This is a genomic window from Enterobacter sp. EC_64 (genome assembly GCF_019584165.1).
GTDB classification, from domain to species: Bacteria; Pseudomonadota; Gammaproteobacteria; order Enterobacterales; family Enterobacteriaceae; genus Enterobacter; species Enterobacter roggenkampii.
Genome location: NZ_VDAS01000008.1, coordinates 48109 through 62701, shown reverse-complemented (window position 1 = coordinate 62701; position 14593 = coordinate 48109). Strand labels below are relative to the sequence as shown.

The window sequence follows — 14593 nt, the reverse complement described above, 5'->3', positions numbered from 1 at the left end:
GAAAAAAAGCAAAGGGTGGCCGCTGATTAAAATCAGTACATTGCTTTTTTGATGATTGAAATTCAGTCCGCCCGGTGCGGATGGGTCTGAATCAAAATGAATGAGCGCACACGTTCACAGGCAATGGCCTGTAAAATAAGAGGTTTCAGGGTAACCTGTAAGCGAATGCGCCAGAAGTCGAAGGACTACCGGGCATTAAAGAGATGAAAGTCAAAGCAGTTTCGGTGGGCAAACATCATGATATGTGTTGTCCGCCTTATATGGGGCATTAAACGATTGTTGTTTTCCATGATTTATTTTCCTTTCAGTAATTGAAAGCACGGTCATTTTATCCAGGAAAACGCGATTAACTGTGAAGGAGATCACCGTTAACCGATCATTTTAGAAATAAATAGTCGTTTTTGATGAATATCGCAGATCAAAATTCTGATTTGTTGATATCGGGTTAACAGGATGTATTGCAAATGTTTTAAATGGACATAAATAACCCAAAAAATATCGATTGGATTATTTATGAAATATTTTCTGAGAGGTTTTGATTTTATTTAAAAAATAAAATGAATAGTTATTCAGAGCATAAACCGATAACCGATACCGGTTTCAGTTAATAAATGGCGAGGGCGAGCGGGGTCGACTTCGAGTTTCTGACGAAGGTGCCCCATATATATGCGTAAATAGTGACTATGTTCCACGGCGTTGGGTCCCCACACCTGACTTAACAGCTGGCGCTGGGTGAGAACCTTGCCGTGATTGTTGAGCAGCACGGCGAGCAGGCGAAATTCGATGGGCGTGAGGTGAATTTCCTCTTCGCCGCGCACAATGCGCCGCGCGGCCAGGTCAACCCGGATATCCCCAAACGTGTAGGTTGGATCGGCAGGCGTGGTGGCGCTGTGGCGACGCAGCGCCACGCGAAGGCGAGCCTGTAGCTCGCCGATGCCAAACGGTTTAATCAGGTAGTCATCCGCCCCGGCATCCAGCGCGGCGATTTTATCCGTCTCTTCAGTACGGGCGGAGAGCACCAGAATCGGCATCTGGCTCCACTGACGGACTTCACGAATAAAATCGATGCCGTCACCGTCCGGGAGACCCAGATCGAGGATCACCAGGTCCGGCTTGCGGGTAGCGGCTTCAATTAACCCCCGCTGAAGCGTACCTGCATCATGGACGCGCAGACCGTCTCCTTCCAGCGCAGCGCGCAGAAAACGGCTAATAGCGATCTCATCTTCAACAATCAGAACGTTGATCACAAATCCTCTGGTAATTCATTAAGTTCTGGCGGGGTTTCCAGAGGAAGTGTAACACAAAAACGCGCACCGCCTTCCGGACGATTCTCCGCGGAAATGGAGCCGCCATGCACGTCAATGATCGCCTGGCAAATGGCCAGCCCCAGCCCCACGCCCGGAATGGCCGACTCCTTATTGCCGCGCGCGAATTTCTCGAAAATAGCCAACTCCTGCCCGGCAGGAATGCCCGGGCCGGTATCCCAGACGTTAAGGCGAAGCGCGCCGTCGTCCACCGTCGCATCCACCCCAATCTGCGCGCTGGCGCCCGCATATTTGGCGGCATTTTCCAACAGGTTGATCAGCACCCGTTCAAACAGCGGACCATCAACGTGAATTAAGGTCAGGGGTTCGGGCATGTTCAGCGCAATATGTCGCCCGCCCAGGCCGGGCTCGAGCATTTTCAGCGCGCTGCCCACCACCTCTTCCAGCGTGAGCCACTCTTTTTTGAGGTTAAAACCGCCCGACTGGATACGCGCCATGTCGAGCAGGTTATTCACCAGGCGCGTGGTATTCAGCACGTGCTGGCGGATCTCGCTGGCCTGGAGTGCATGTTTAGAGCCTTCCGCCGCCAGGTCCAGCGTCAGAATTTCTGACTGACCGAACAGGACGGTGAGCGGGGTACGCAGATCGTGAGACAGCGCCGCCAGCAGCGAGTTACGAATGCTTTCACGCTCGCTTGCCAGCCGGGCCTGTTCCTCGCTGGCGGTGAGGGCCAGTCGTTCCAGCGCGCTGGCAACCAGCAGCGTAAACGTCTCCAGTAAACGCTGCTGTTCGGGGATCATCAGCTGGCGCAGGTTGGAAGGCTCCACGATGACCAGCCCCTGATTTTTATCGGCGCTGCGCAGGGGCAGAATTTGGTAGGGCACGCCGGGGAGGGTGTCGGTCCCTGCGCCCGCCGGTAAGCCTTTGTCAAAGCTCCAGCGCGCGATGGCTTCGTCCCAGGGCGTCATGCCTGTGGCGGAGGTCAGCGGGCGCAGCTTGCCGTGTTCGTCCGGGAGTAAAATCAGGTTGCTGGCATGAAACGTCGAGCGGATAAACTGCTCGCTGGTCTGCACGATATCCAGCGGCGTGCGGCCCACCGCCAGCGATTTCGACATCTCATAGAGATGGCGCGTGCGCTGTTCGCGATAGCGGGCGATGCGCGCCTGATAGCGCACGCCCGCCGTCAGATTGCCGATCACCAGCCCGACGGTGAGCATGACGGCAAAGGTGAGGATGTACTGTACGTCCGAGACGGCCAGCGTCCCGCGGGGGGCAATAAAGAACAGATCGAAGCTGATGACGTTGATCACCGTCGCCAGGACCGACGGCCAGCGTCCGTAAAAGAGCGCCACCACCACCACGCCCAAAAGGTAGATCATCACCAGGTTGGCGGCATCAAACGCGATCAGCCACTGGCTGGCAATCACGGTAATCAGGGCGCAGAGCACGACGGCGACGAGACAGCCGCGAAGCTGAATGCGCCATTTATCGCTGAAGGTACGGCTGTCCGGCGCGCGATTGGGTAAGGGGGTAGGTTTGTCATCCAGCGCCACGATCACCAGATCCAGATCCGGCGCGCGACGGGCCAGCTTGTCGGCAAAGGATTCTCGGCTAAACCAGCGCCGATGCTGACGACGGCCAATGACGATTTTCCCCAGGTTATGCTCGCGCGCGTAGCGCAGAATCGCTTTATCTTCCTGCGGATCGGAAAGGGTGGCGGTTTCCGCGCCCAGCTCCTGCGCCAGGCGCAGCGAACTCAGGATCGCGCGACGCTGGTTTTCGGGCAGCGCGTGCAGCTGCGGCGTTTCAACATACACCGCATGCCAGACGCTGCCAAATTTGGCCGCCAGGCGCGCGGCGGTGCGGACAAGCTTTTCATTGCCGCTGCCGTGGCCCACGCACAGCAGGATGGCGTCCCGCGTGTGCCAGACGCGTTCCTGTCCCTGTAAATCGCGCCAGGCGCGCATCTGATCGTCCACCCGGTCGGCGGTTCGGCGCAGGGCCAGCTCGCGCAGGGCAATCAGGTTGCCTTTACGGAAGAAATGTTCGATGGCGCGCTCGGCCTGGCCGGCGATATAGACTTTGCCTTCGTGCAGGCGCTGGCGCAAATCATCGGGCGGCAGGTCGACCAGCACCACCTCATCGGCGGAATCGAAGAAGGGATCGGGCACCGTCTCGCGTACCTGGATGCCGGTTACGCCGCTGACCACGTCGTTCAGGCTTTCGAGATGCTGAACGTTAACCGTGGTGAACACATCGATACCGGCTTCAAGTAATTCTTCAACGTCCTGCCAGCGTTTGGGGTGGCGCGAGCCTGGCGCATTGCTGTGCGCCAGCTCGTCCATCAGGATAAGCGCGGGACGGCGGGCGAGGGCGGCATCGAGATCGAATTCGGTGACTAACCGACCGCGGTGGCTGATGCGGCGGGGCGGCTGGGTAGCCAGCCCCTTCAGCAGCGACGCCGTCTCTTTGCGTCCGTGGGTTTCAACCACGCCGATCAGAATATCGAGCCCCTGCGCCCGAAGCCGCTGGGCTTCCGTCAGCATGGCGAAGGTTTTCCCGACGCCCGCGCAGGCGCCGAAGAAAATTTTCAGTTTGCCGCGATGGGCCTCAGCTGTTTGTTCGAGCAGCCTGTCCGGATCCGGGCGCATGGGCTCGTCGGTCATTTAGTTTTTCCTTAGCGCGTCCAGCGCCAGATTCAGCTCAACAATATTAACCACGGGCATGCCGATGAAGCTGACCAGCGGCTTTTGCGTGTGCTCTGCCACAAGCCTGCTCACCTGTTCGACGGTCAGCTGACGGGCAGCGGCGACGCGTGGGATCTGCCATGCCACCGCTGCCGGCGTCAGGCTGTAGTCCAGCCCGCTGGCCGAGGCGGTTACCAGCTCCACGGGAACGTCACGGCTGGCCTGCGGATTCGCGGCGCGCAGGGCTGCCACGCGCTCAGCGACGGCTTTGTCCAGCTCGGGGTTGCTGCCCGCCAGGTTGCTGCCGCCGGATGCCATCGGATTATACGGGCTTTCGGCAGTGGCGGAAGGGCGTCCCTGGAAGTAGCGGGCATCCGTAAAGTTCTGACCAATCAGGCGAGAGCCGCGGTTTTCACCGTTTTGCAGTATCAGCGAGCCGTTGGCCTGATCCTTAAACCACCACTGGCCCAGCGCGGTGGTCACCAGCGGGTACAGCCCGCCGGTAATGAGAGACAGCAGTATGAACAGAAGTATAGCGGGGCGTAACATGGTCATTTGATTCACCTTTTAAACCAGGCCGAACAGGGTCAACAGCAGGTCGATAACCTTGATACCGACGAAGGGCACCACCAGCCCGCCCAGGCCGTAAATCCACAGGTTGCGGCGCAGCATGGCAGCCGCCGTGAGCGGCTTATAGCTCACGCCCTTCAGCGCCAGCGGGATCAGGAAGACAATAATCAGGGCGTTAAAGATGACTGCGCTCAGAATGGCCGAGGCCGGAGAGTGCAGGTGCATCACGTTCAACGCGTTTAATTGCGGATAGGTCGCAGCAAACGCGGCCGGAATGATGGCGAAATACTTCGCCACGTCGTTGGCGATACTGAACGTGGTCAGCGAACCGCGCGTCATCAGCATCTGCTTGCCGATGTGCACCACTTCAATCAGCTTGGTCGGGTTAGAGTCGAGGTCGACCATGTTGCCTGCCTCTTTTGCGGCCTGGGTACCGGAGTTCATCGCCACCGCCACGTCGGCCTGCGCGAGGGCAGGAGCATCGTTGGTCCCGTCGCCGGTCATCGCCACCAGACGGCCTTCCGCCTGATACTGACGAATCAGTGCCAGCTTGGCTTCCGGTGTGGCTTCGGAAAGGAAATCATCCACGCCCGCTTCGGCGGCAATCGCCGCGGCGGTAAGACGGTTATCCCCGGTGATCATCACCGTTTTGATCCCCATTTTACGCAGCTGGGCAAAGCGCTCTTTGATGCCGCCTTTGACGATGTCCTTCAGGGCAATGACCCCGAGCACGCGCGCGCCTTCGGCCACCACTAGCGGCGTCGCCCCCTGACGGGCCACGCTTTCGACCAGGCTGTCCACTTCCGGCGGGAAGTGGCCGTTGTTAGCCTCGATGTGGCGGCGGATCGCGTCAACCGAGCCTTTACGGATCATGCGATCCTGAATGTTAATGCCGCTCATGCGGGTTTGCGCCGTAAAGGGCACGAACGTGGCGTGCAGGCTCTGAACGTCGCGCTGGCGCAGGTTAAAGCGCTGCTTGGCGAGGATCACAATGCTGCGGCCTTCCGGGGTTTCATCGGCAAGCGAGGAGAGCTGGGCGGCATCCGCCAGCGTTTTTTCATCCACGCCCGGGGCGGGTAAAAAATCCGACGCCTGGCGGTTACCGAGGGTGATGGTGCCGGTTTTATCCAGCAGCAACACATCCACGTCACCGGCGGCTTCTACCGCACGCCCGCTGGTGGCGATGACGTTGGCACCGAGCATACGGCTCATGCCGGCGACGCCGATGGCCGACAGCAGGCCGCCGATGGTGGTGGGGATCAGACAAACCAGCAGCGCCACCAGCACCGTGACGGTGACCGCGGTACCGCCATAGGCGGAGAATGGCCACAGCGTCGCGGTTGCCAGCAGGAAGACAATGGTCAGGGCCACCAGCAGGATGGTCAGGGCAATCTCGTTTGGCGTTTTACGACGCTGTGCGCCTTCCACCATGGCGATCATCCGGTCGAGGAAGGTTTCACCCGGGTTAACGCTGCACTGGATCACCAGCCAGTCGGAGAGAATGCGCGTCCCGCCCGTCACGGAGGCGAAATCGCCGCCGGACTCACGGATCACCGGCGCGGATTCGCCGGTAATTGCGCTCTCATCCACCGATGCGCCCCCTTCAATAACTTCGCCGTCGCAAGGGATGATGTCACCGGCTTCCACCAGCACCACATCGCCTTTACGCAGTTCATCTGCCGGAACGTGGTCCATCTGCGCGCCGTACTTCGGCTCACGTAGCTTGCGTGCGAAGGCGGTCTTTTTCACCCCTTTCAGGCTGTTGGCCTGGGCTTTGCTCCGGCCTTCCGCCAGCGCTTCCGCAAAGTTGGCGAACAGCACGGTAAACCACAGCCACAGGCTGATGGCGCCGGTAAACATCGCATTTCCCGGCATATGGCCCGTTCCCATGGCAATCGCCAGGGCGGTGGTCAGGACGCTTCCCGCCCAGACGATAAACATCACCGGGTTGTGCCACTGCACGCGCGGGCTCAGCTTTTTCACCGCATCCATGAGCGCCTGGCGAACTAATGACGGTTCGAACAGGGCCAGTTGTTTACGACTCATGACAATTTCTCCGCAAAATCAGCGTAAAGAGAGGTATTCCGCGACCGGGCCTAACGCGAGGGCGGGGATAAAGGTCAGGGCGCCGACCAGCAACACGGTGCCCGTCAGCAGGCCGATAAACAGCGCGCCGTGGGTCGGTAATGTCCCGGTGGTGGTCGGTTGGATTTTTTTATTCACCAGCGATCCGGCAATCGCCATGACCGGCACAATGATCCCGAAGCGGCCCACAAACATGCAGAACGCCAGCAGACAGTTCCAGAACGGAGAGTTGGCGCTTAAGCCTGCAAAGGCGCTGCCGTTGTTGTTGGCGGCAGAGGAGACGGCATACAGCACTTCGCTAAAACCGTGAATGCCAGGGTTAAAGATGCCGCTGCGTCCGGCCTCGGTCATCAACGCCAGCGCGGTGCCGAGCAGCACGAGGGCCGGGGTGACCAGAATTGCCAGCGCGGTTAATTTCATTTCGCGAACGTCGATCTTTTTACCCAGATACTCCGGGGTGCGGCCAATCATCAGACCGGCAATAAACACCGCCAGCAGCACGAACAGCAGCATGCCGTAAAGACCGGAGCCCACGCCGCCAAACACCACCTCGCCAATCTGCATCAGCCACATCGGGATCATGCCGCCCAGCGCCGTAAAGGAATCATGCATGGCATTGACGGCCCCGCACGACGCAGCCGTGGTAACCACCGCATACAGGCTGCTGGCGAGAATGCCAAAGCGGCTCTCTTTACCTTCCATATTGATTGCACTATCGGCCCCGAGTGAGAGGAAGTGCGGATTACCCTGCCATTCGGCCCACATCACCAGCGCAACACAGACCACGAAGATAAGCGACATGGTCCAGAGCAGGGTGCGCCCCTGACGGCGATCGTTAACCACGTCGCCAAAGGCAAAGCAGAGCGCGGCGGGGATCAGGAAAATCGCCAGCATCTGCACAAAATTGGTCAGGGCGGTCGGGTTTTCAAACGGGTGCGACGAGTTGGCGTTGAAGAAGCCGCCGCCGTTCGTTCCGAGCATTTTGATGGCTTCCTGCGACGCCACTGGCCCCATCGGCAGGAGCTGTTTTGCACCTTCCAGCGAGGTATAAGGCGTGTAAGGCAGCAGGTTTTGCAGGGTGCCCTGCTGAATGAAGAACAGCGCGATCAGCAGCGCAATCGGCAGCAGGATCCACAGGGTAATGCGCGTCAGGTCTACCCACGCGTTACCCAGCGTGCTCACTTTCTGGCGCGCAAACGCACGCGTCAGCGCGAAGATCACCGCAATACCGCTGGCGGCAGAGAGGAAGTTCTGCACGGTTAGCCCGACCATCTGGCTGAAGTAGCTGAGCGTGGTTTCACCGGCATAGGACTGCCAGTTGGTGTTGGTGACAAAACTGACCGCCGTGTTTAGCGCCAGATGCCAGGACAGGCCCGGTAACTGCTGCGGATTCAAAGGCAGGACACCCTGCAACATCAGCATGGCAAAAAGCGCGATGAGGCCAACGATATTCAGCAGCAGAATAGCGATCAGATAGTCACGCCAGTTCATCTCCCGATCGTCTATACCCAGTACGCGCCAGATCCCTTTTTCAACGCTTCCCGTGCCGGGCAGGGGAACGTTATTGATCAGCCGTGCCAGCCCCGAGCCCAGTGGCCTTGCCAGGACGAACAACACCACTAAGAAACTGGCAATAAGCAAAAACGCCTGAGCAGCCATCAGAATGCCTCCGCATTAATCAGGGCATAAACCAGATAACCCAATAACAGGAACACCAGCACGATGCCGGCAATAAGACCTGCACTCACAATCCACCTCCGGGTGACTTTTGTTGTTGTGCTAACGGTAGGATTTATGGCGCAAAGATTTCGCAAAAATGAGAAGGGCGGGTGTAAAAAAAGTATAAAAATGGCAAAGCCCACAATTTAACTATTGATAAGTAAATCGTTAACTTTTTTGTAACTTAATTACGGCGTGAATGTAAATTTTGGCTAAACGGACGAAAATAAGTGGTCGGATGAGTAGTAAAATTACAAACAAAGCGATATTATTTTAGCCAGGTCACAGATTTTGAATTTTCCGGATGACGTTTCCGGCCAACTATAGGGGAGAAAAATATGGATCTTTATAAAGAGTTTCCGGCTCATATCGTGTTCATGCGCCGCGCTTTCGCCGTAGTGGCTGGCGTGCTGGCTCTGCCGGTGATGTTGTTCTGGAAAGATCGTGCACGTTTTTATAGCTATCTGCACCGCGTCTGGGCGAAAACCAGCGAGAAGCCGGTGTGGATGGATCAGGCAGAGAAAGCGACCTGCGATTTTTACTGATACTAAGACGACACCCAGAAAAAAACGCCGGGGGAGGGATAGCCCCTCGTCAGGGTTTACAGGCACATAATAGCCATCTTTCTTGCCGGGTGACGCTGCGCTTACCCGGCCTACACAGGGCAAAGAGATCAATGCATTGCATGTTTCATTGTAGGCCCTTGCAAGCGTAGCGCCGCCGGGCGAAATGCACAGCATGCACCTTGTCATCAGTCTGTAAGGCCGCCTTGGGCGGCCTTTTTTATTTCATCCCGTCTACACTTCATGGCAAAGTAGTTCAATGCATGCTTTTTCCTTTTACGGCATGCCCTTACGGACATAATGGATATTTGCCTGGAGTTTTATGCCCACCCATCTGGTTTGGTTTCGCGCGGACCTGCGCGTACATGACAACTTCGCACTCGCGGCAGCCTGCCGTTCCGATGACGCCAGCGTGCTGGCGCTGTTTATCGCTACGCCTGAACAGTGGCAGCAGCATGATATGGCCCCGCGGCAGGCGGCTTACCTCAAATCGCATCTGAACGATCTGCAACACTCACTGGCTGAAAAAGGTATCCCGCTGATCTACAAAGAGGTCAGTGACTTTGCCGCGCAGCTTAAGATGTTGCGGGAGGTATGTCAGCAGAACGGCGTCACGCATCTTTTTTATAACTACCAGTACGAGCTGAACGAACGGCTGCGGGATCGCCAACTGGAGAACATTCTGGGCGAGGTGGTTTGTGAAGGATTTGATGACAGCGTAATGCTGGCACCGGGCAGCGTCATGACCGGCGGCCATGAAATGTATAAAGTGTTCACACCGTTTAAAAATGCTTTTGTTAAACGTCTGAAAGAGGCGCTGCCGGAGTGCGTACCCGCACCCGCAGCCAGAGGGGAAGCTATAACCACGCTGCCTGAATTAACGTTTAACTATCCCCAACAGACATTCGATGAGCTTCTGTTCCCCGCAAACGAGAAGGCAGCAATTGCGAAGCTGCGCCAGTTTTGCAAACAGGGCGCGGGAGAGTACGACGCGCGCAGGGATTTCCCGGCGATTGAAGGGACAAGCCGCTTATCGGCAAGCCTGGCGCTGGGCGTACTCTCTCCTCGTCAGTGTTTACATCGTCTTCTGGCCGAGCAGCCGCAGGCGATGGACGGTGGGGCGGGTTCGGTGTGGCTGAACGAACTCATCTGGCGTGAATTCTATCGCCATCTGATGACGTATCATCCCGATCTCTGTAAGCATCGTCCGTTCATTCCCTGGACCGATAACGTCAAATGGCAGCACGATGCGGCACGTTTACAGGCCTGGCAAAAAGGGGAAACGGGCTATCCGATTGTTGATGCCGCCATGCGCCAGCTGAATGAAACCGGGTGGATGCACAACCGCCTGCGAATGATTACCGCCAGCTTTCTGGTGAAGGATCTGCTTATCGACTGGCGTATCGGAGAGCGCTATTTTATCTCTCAGCTGATCGACGGCGATCTCGCTGCGAATAACGGCGGCTGGCAGTGGGCGGCCTCTACCGGCACCGATGCGGCTCCCTATTTCAGGATTTTTAATCCGACTACCCAGGGGCAAAAATTTGATGCCAACGGCGACTTTATCCGCCGCTGGTTGCCCGCGCTCAGGAACGTTCCTGCGAAAGCGATCCACGAACCGTGGGCATGGGCGGATAAACAGGGCGTAAAGCTCGATTATCCCCGCCCGATTGTTGACCATAAACAGGCGCGCACCGCCACGCTGGCGGCGTACGAAGCCGCCCGAAAAGTTTGAGAGCATAAAGATGAAAAACAGTGAACTGGAACGCCTGATTAACGAAAAACTCAATACCGCCTCCTTTAGCGACTACGGCCCAAATGGCCTGCAGGTAGAAGGGCGCGAAACGGTGCAGAAAATTATCACCGGCGTCACGGCAAGCCAGGCGCTGCTGGACGAGGCTGTCCGTCAGGAAGCCGATGCGGTGATTGTCCATCACGGCTACTTCTGGAAAAACGAATCACCGATTATTCGCGGCATGAAGCGCAACCGCCTGAAAACGTTGCTGGCAAATGACATCAACCTGTACGGTTACCACCTGCCGCTGGACGCACACCCGGAACTGGGCAACAACGTTCAGCTTGCGCAGCTGTTGGGAATTACCGTAATGGGCGAAATCGAGCCGCTGGTGCCGTGGGGCGAGCTGGCGATGCCGGTTCCCGGACTGGAGCTGGCCTCGTGGATTGAAGCGCGCCTGGGGCGTCGCCCGCTGTGGTGCGGCGATACGGGCGCGGACCTGGTAAAACGCGTTGCCTGGTGCACCGGGGGCGGGCAGGGCTTTATCGACAGCGCCGCGCGCTTCGGTGTTGATGCCTTTATCACCGGCGAGGTTTCCGAGCAGACCATTCATTCGGCGCGTGAACAGGGGCTGCATTTCTACGCGGCCGGTCATCATGCCACCGAGCGCGGCGGCATTCGGGCCCTCAGCGAGTGGCTGACGGAAAATACCGATCTGGATGTAACCTTTATTGATATCCCTAACCCGGCCTGATGAGAGGTGCCTGAGTGCAGCGAGCGCGTTGTTATCTTCTGGGAGAAACGGCAGTGGTTCTGGAGCTCGAGCCGCCGGTGACCCTTGCCACGCAAAAGCGTATCTGGCGGCTAACCCAGCGTCTGGTCGATCTGCCTGAAGTGGTTGAAGCCATTCCGGGGATGAATAACATCACGGTGGTGCTGCGTAGTCCGCATACGCTGGCGCTGGATGCCATCGAGCGTTTACAGCGCTGGTGGGAAGAGAGCGAGGCGCTGGAGCCGGAATCGCGTGCCATTGAGATCCCGGTCGTTTATGGCGGTACGGGGGGACCGGATCTTGGTGTGGTCGCAGACCATTGCGGGCTCACCGAAAAGCAGGTGGTTGAACTGCACAGTTCGGTGGATTACGTCGTCTGGTTCCTGGGATTCCAGCCCGGATTCCCGTATCTGGGGGGATTATCTCCCCGGCTGCATACGCCGCGCCGCGCTGAACCGCGCCTGAGCGTACCGGCGGGGACGGTCGCGATTGGTGGCGAGCAGACCGGCGTATATCCGCTGGCTTCGCCCGGTGGTTGGCAGCTTATTGGGCATACCGCCACCCCGTTATTTGACCCCGCGCTGGCGTCGCCAATACTCCTGCGCCCGGGCGACACCCTTCGCTTTATCCCGCAGAAGGAGGGGGTATGTTAACGCTTATTCGCGCCGGGCTTTACACCTCCGTACAGGATGCCGGGCGCTTTGGCATGCGCCAGTCCGGCGTGAGCTATTGTGGCGCGCTGGACCGTCCAGCGCTGGAAATCGCTAACGTGCTGGTGGGCAACCCCGGCAGCACGGCGGCGCTCGAAATTACGCTCGGCCAGTGTGTCATTGAGTTTGGTCAGGAGACCTGGTTCGCGCTCACCGGCGCCGGCTGTGATGCCACGCTGGACGGCAAAGCGGTGTGGACCGGCTGGCGTCTGCGGGCGAAAGCCGGGCAGCGTCTGACCTTAAAACGTCCTCTGCACGGCGTGCGTAGCTATCTCGCGGTGGCTGGCGGCATTGATGTGCCTGAGGTGCTGGGCTCATCCAGTACCGATCAGAAAGCCGGGATAGGCGGTCACGAAGGACGTCTGTTGCGCGACGGCGATCGCCTGGCGATTAAGCCCTCTTCGCGTCACTTCTCGACGGCTCAGGGGGTGAAACAACTTCTCTGGGGAAACCAGATCCGCGCCTTACCGGGGCCGGAATATCATGAGTTCGACGAGGCCTCAAAAGAGTCTTTCTGGCGCGCGCCGTGGAAGCTTAGTCCGCAGAGTAACCGAATGGGCTATCGTCTGCAGGGGCAGCCGCTGATCCGGACCACCGACCGGGAACTGCTCTCCCACGGTTTGTTGCCCGGCGTGATTCAGGTTCCAGGTAACGGGCAACCGATCGTCTTAATGAACGACGCGCAGACGACGGGGGGCTATCCGCGAATTGCCTGCATTATTGAAGCCGATCGCTACCATCTGGCGCAAATTCCCCTCGGACAGCCGATTCACTTCGTGCAGTGTTCGCTGGAGGAAGCGCTAAAGGCGCGGCAGGATCAGCAGCGCTATCTCGAACAGCTGGCGTGGAGGCTCGATGGTAAAGATTGATTTAAACGCCGATCTGGGCGAGGGCGGCAGCGCCGACGCGGCGCTAATGACGCTGGTCTCTTCGGTCAATATTGCCTGCGGCTTCCACGCAGGCGATGCGCAAACCATGCTGGAGAGCGTGCGTCATGCCATCAAAAATGGCGTGGCGATTGGCGCTCACCCGAGCTTCCCTGACCGGGATAACTTTGGCCGCACCGCGATGGACCTGCCGCCTGAGACGGTCTACGCGCAGGTGCTCTACCAGACTGGCGCGCTGGAGGCGATGGTTCGCGCCGGGAAGGGCGTACTGCGTCACGTGAAGCCGCACGGTATGCTCTATAACCAGGCGGCAAAAGACCCGGTACTGGCGGCGGCGATTGCCCGTGCGGTGCGGGACTGTAATCCGCAGCTGATTCTGGTCGGCCTGGCGGGCAGTGAGCTTATTCGTGCCGGAGAACGGCTGGGGCTGACCACGCGGCAGGAGGTGTTTGCCGATCGGGGATACATGCCGGACGGCAGTCTGGTTCCGCGCACGCAAGCCGGTGCGCTGATTACCGATGAAGCGAAAGCGCTGGCGCAGACGCTGGAGATGGTGCGCTACGGGCGAGTGACCGCCGTGGATGGCACAACGGCGCACGTTCAGGCTGATACGGTATGTTTACACGGCGATGGCGAGCATGCGCTCCAGTTCGCTCGCCGCCTGCGGGCCGCGTTCGCTGAAGAGGGCATTCTTGTCAGCGCAGATTAATCATAAAAGGACAGAAAAATGCCAGAAGGCCCGGAGATCCGCCGCGCGGCGGATAGCCTCGAGGCGGCGATAAAGGGCAAACCGCTGACGGAGGTCTGGTTTGCTTTTCCTCAACTGAAACCGTTTGAATCACAGCTGGTGGGGCAGTCGGTAACGCATATTGAAACGCGCGGCAAAGCGTTGCTCACGCACTTTTCCCATAACCTGACGTTATATAGCCACAACCAGCTTTACGGCGTGTGGCGCGTGGTGGAGGCGGGTGAACAGCCGCAAACGACCCGCGTGCTGCGCGTCAGGCTGCAAACGGCGGATAAGGCGATCCTGCTCTATAGCGCTTCTGATATCGAAATGTTAACGCCTGAGCAGTTGCTCACGCACCCGTTCTTACAGCGGGTTGGGCCGGACGTGCTGGATATGCGCCTGACGGCGAGCGACGTGAAGGCCCGACTGCTATCGCCCACATTCCGCAACCGGCAGTTTTCCGGCCTGTTCCTTGACCAGGCCTTTCTCGCCGGGCTTGGCAACTACCTGCGGGTGGAGATCCTCTGGGAAGTCGGGCTGGCACCGCAGCACAAAGCTTCTCAGCTGAGCGATGAACAGCTGGAGGCGCTGTCCCACGCGCTGCTGGACATCCCGCGGCTGTCGTACAACACGCGTGGCATCGTAGATGAAAACAAGCACCACGGGGCGCTGTTCCGGTTCAAGGTGTTTCATCGGGCGGGGAAGAAGTGCGAGCGGTGCGGCGGGATTATCGACAGGATTATGCTCTCTTCGAGACCCTTTTACTGGTGTCCATATTGTCAAAAATAAAAAAGCCGGGTGGCGGCTACGCCTTACCCGGCCTACGTTTCGCATTTGTAGGCCCGGTAAGCGGTAGCGCCACCGGGCTTA

General features: G+C 58.4%; 14 protein-coding genes. 7 read left to right on the top strand and 7 right to left on the bottom strand.

All coding sequences use genetic code 11. From position 1 onward, the window contains the following. Window positions 1–185 precede the first annotated feature (185 nt). From speFL to kdpF, 7 genes are all read right to left on the bottom strand, one after another. Window positions 186–290: a leader peptide SpeFL gene (gene speFL, locus FHC52_RS08355; RefSeq protein ID WP_003858645.1), complete on the bottom strand. Its 105-nt coding sequence runs from the start codon at window positions 288–290 to the stop codon at window positions 186–188. Between the two features lie 279 nt (window positions 291–569). Next, window positions 570–1247, bottom strand: coding sequence for a two-component system response regulator KdpE (kdpE, locus tag FHC52_RS08350; protein ID WP_008501074.1), 678 nt, complete (start codon window positions 1245–1247; stop codon window positions 570–572). Continuing rightward, window positions 1244–3931 carry a two-component system sensor histidine kinase KdpD gene (kdpD, locus tag FHC52_RS08345; RefSeq protein WP_008501075.1) on the bottom strand — a complete coding sequence of 896 codons (2688 nt, stop codon included), beginning with the start codon at window positions 3929–3931 and terminating at the stop codon, window positions 1244–1246. The genes kdpE and kdpD overlap by 4 nt, the downstream gene beginning before the upstream one ends. Next, complete coding sequence (kdpC, locus tag FHC52_RS08340) at window positions 3932–4507, bottom strand: potassium-transporting ATPase subunit KdpC (RefSeq protein ID WP_023343593.1); 576 nt, start codon at window positions 4505–4507, stop codon at window positions 3932–3934. 12 nt (window positions 4508–4519) lie between these two features. Further along, window positions 4520–6568 carry a potassium-transporting ATPase subunit KdpB gene (gene kdpB / locus FHC52_RS08335; protein ID WP_008501077.1) on the bottom strand — a complete coding sequence of 683 codons (2049 nt, stop codon included), beginning with the start codon at window positions 6566–6568 and terminating at the stop codon, window positions 4520–4522. An 18-nt stretch (window positions 6569–6586) separates the two neighbouring features. Further along, window positions 6587–8266 (bottom strand): potassium-transporting ATPase subunit KdpA, encoded by a 1680-nt coding sequence (kdpA, locus tag FHC52_RS08330; protein WP_047748681.1) that lies wholly within the window; start codon window positions 8264–8266, stop codon window positions 6587–6589. Continuing rightward, window positions 8266–8355 (bottom strand): K(+)-transporting ATPase subunit F, encoded by a 90-nt coding sequence (gene kdpF / locus FHC52_RS08325; RefSeq protein ID WP_014069365.1) that lies wholly within the window; start codon window positions 8353–8355, stop codon window positions 8266–8268. Before kdpF ends, kdpA begins: the two co-directional genes overlap by 1 nt. A gap of 309 nt (window positions 8356–8664) precedes the next feature. Here kdpF and FHC52_RS08320 point away from each other — a divergent pair, with 309 nt between their 5' ends. The 7 genes from FHC52_RS08320 to nei all read left to right on the top strand — a co-directional run bounded on the left by FHC52_RS08320 (window position 8665) and on the right by nei (window position 14512). Next, window positions 8665–8871 carry a YbfA family protein gene (locus FHC52_RS08320; protein WP_008501079.1) on the top strand — a complete coding sequence of 69 codons (207 nt, stop codon included), beginning with the start codon at window positions 8665–8667 and terminating at the stop codon, window positions 8869–8871. Between the two features lie 340 nt (window positions 8872–9211). Further along, window positions 9212–10624: a deoxyribodipyrimidine photo-lyase gene (phrB, locus tag FHC52_RS08315; protein WP_063453803.1), complete on the top strand. Its 1413-nt coding sequence runs from the start codon at window positions 9212–9214 to the stop codon at window positions 10622–10624. Between the two features lie 10 nt (window positions 10625–10634). Then, entirely contained in the window at window positions 10635–11378 is a 744-nt protein-coding gene (locus tag FHC52_RS08310) for a type 2 GTP cyclohydrolase I (RefSeq protein WP_021241021.1), read from the top strand. A 14-nt stretch (window positions 11379–11392) separates the two neighbouring features. Next, window positions 11393–12049, top strand: a complete 657-nt coding sequence (gene pxpB / locus FHC52_RS08305) for a 5-oxoprolinase subunit PxpB (RefSeq protein WP_032674375.1) — start codon at window positions 11393–11395, stop codon at window positions 12047–12049. Continuing rightward, a complete protein-coding gene (gene pxpC / locus FHC52_RS08300; protein WP_021241019.1) occupies window positions 12043–12975 on the top strand; it encodes a 5-oxoprolinase subunit PxpC in 933 nt (310 codons plus the stop codon). The genes pxpB and pxpC overlap by 7 nt, the downstream gene beginning before the upstream one ends. After that, window positions 12962–13702, top strand: coding sequence for a 5-oxoprolinase subunit PxpA (gene pxpA / locus FHC52_RS08295; RefSeq protein ID WP_025912732.1), 741 nt, complete (start codon window positions 12962–12964; stop codon window positions 13700–13702). The genes pxpC and pxpA overlap by 14 nt, the downstream gene beginning before the upstream one ends. An 18-nt stretch (window positions 13703–13720) precedes the next feature. Then, window positions 13721–14512, top strand: a complete 792-nt coding sequence (gene nei, locus FHC52_RS08290) for an endonuclease VIII (protein WP_220420021.1) — start codon at window positions 13721–13723, stop codon at window positions 14510–14512. Window positions 14513–14593 lie beyond the last annotated feature (81 nt).

Coding starts and splice junctions, on each gene's coding strand:
- speFL (WP_003858645.1), bottom strand. CDS start 290: ATGGAAAACAACAATCGTTTAATGCCCCATATAAGGCGGACAACACAT.
- kdpD (WP_008501075.1), bottom strand. CDS start 3,931: ATGACCGACGAGCCCATGCGCCCGGATCCGGACAGGCTGCTCGAACAA.
- kdpC (WP_023343593.1), bottom strand. CDS start 4,507: ATGACCATGTTACGCCCCGCTATACTTCTGTTCATACTGCTGTCTCTC.
- kdpB (WP_008501077.1), bottom strand. CDS start 6,568: ATGAGTCGTAAACAACTGGCCCTGTTCGAACCGTCATTAGTTCGCCAG.
- kdpA (WP_047748681.1), bottom strand. CDS start 8,266: ATGGCTGCTCAGGCGTTTTTGCTTATTGCCAGTTTCTTAGTGGTGTTG.
- FHC52_RS08320 (WP_008501079.1), top strand. CDS start 8,665: ATGGATCTTTATAAAGAGTTTCCGGCTCATATCGTGTTCATGCGCCGC.
- phrB (WP_063453803.1), top strand. CDS start 9,212: ATGCCCACCCATCTGGTTTGGTTTCGCGCGGACCTGCGCGTACATGAC.
- FHC52_RS08310 (WP_021241021.1), top strand. CDS start 10,635: ATGAAAAACAGTGAACTGGAACGCCTGATTAACGAAAAACTCAATACC.
- pxpC (WP_021241019.1), top strand. CDS start 12,043: ATGTTAACGCTTATTCGCGCCGGGCTTTACACCTCCGTACAGGATGCC.
- pxpA (WP_025912732.1), top strand. CDS start 12,962: ATGGTAAAGATTGATTTAAACGCCGATCTGGGCGAGGGCGGCAGCGCC.
- nei (WP_220420021.1), top strand. CDS start 13,721: ATGCCAGAAGGCCCGGAGATCCGCCGCGCGGCGGATAGCCTCGAGGCG.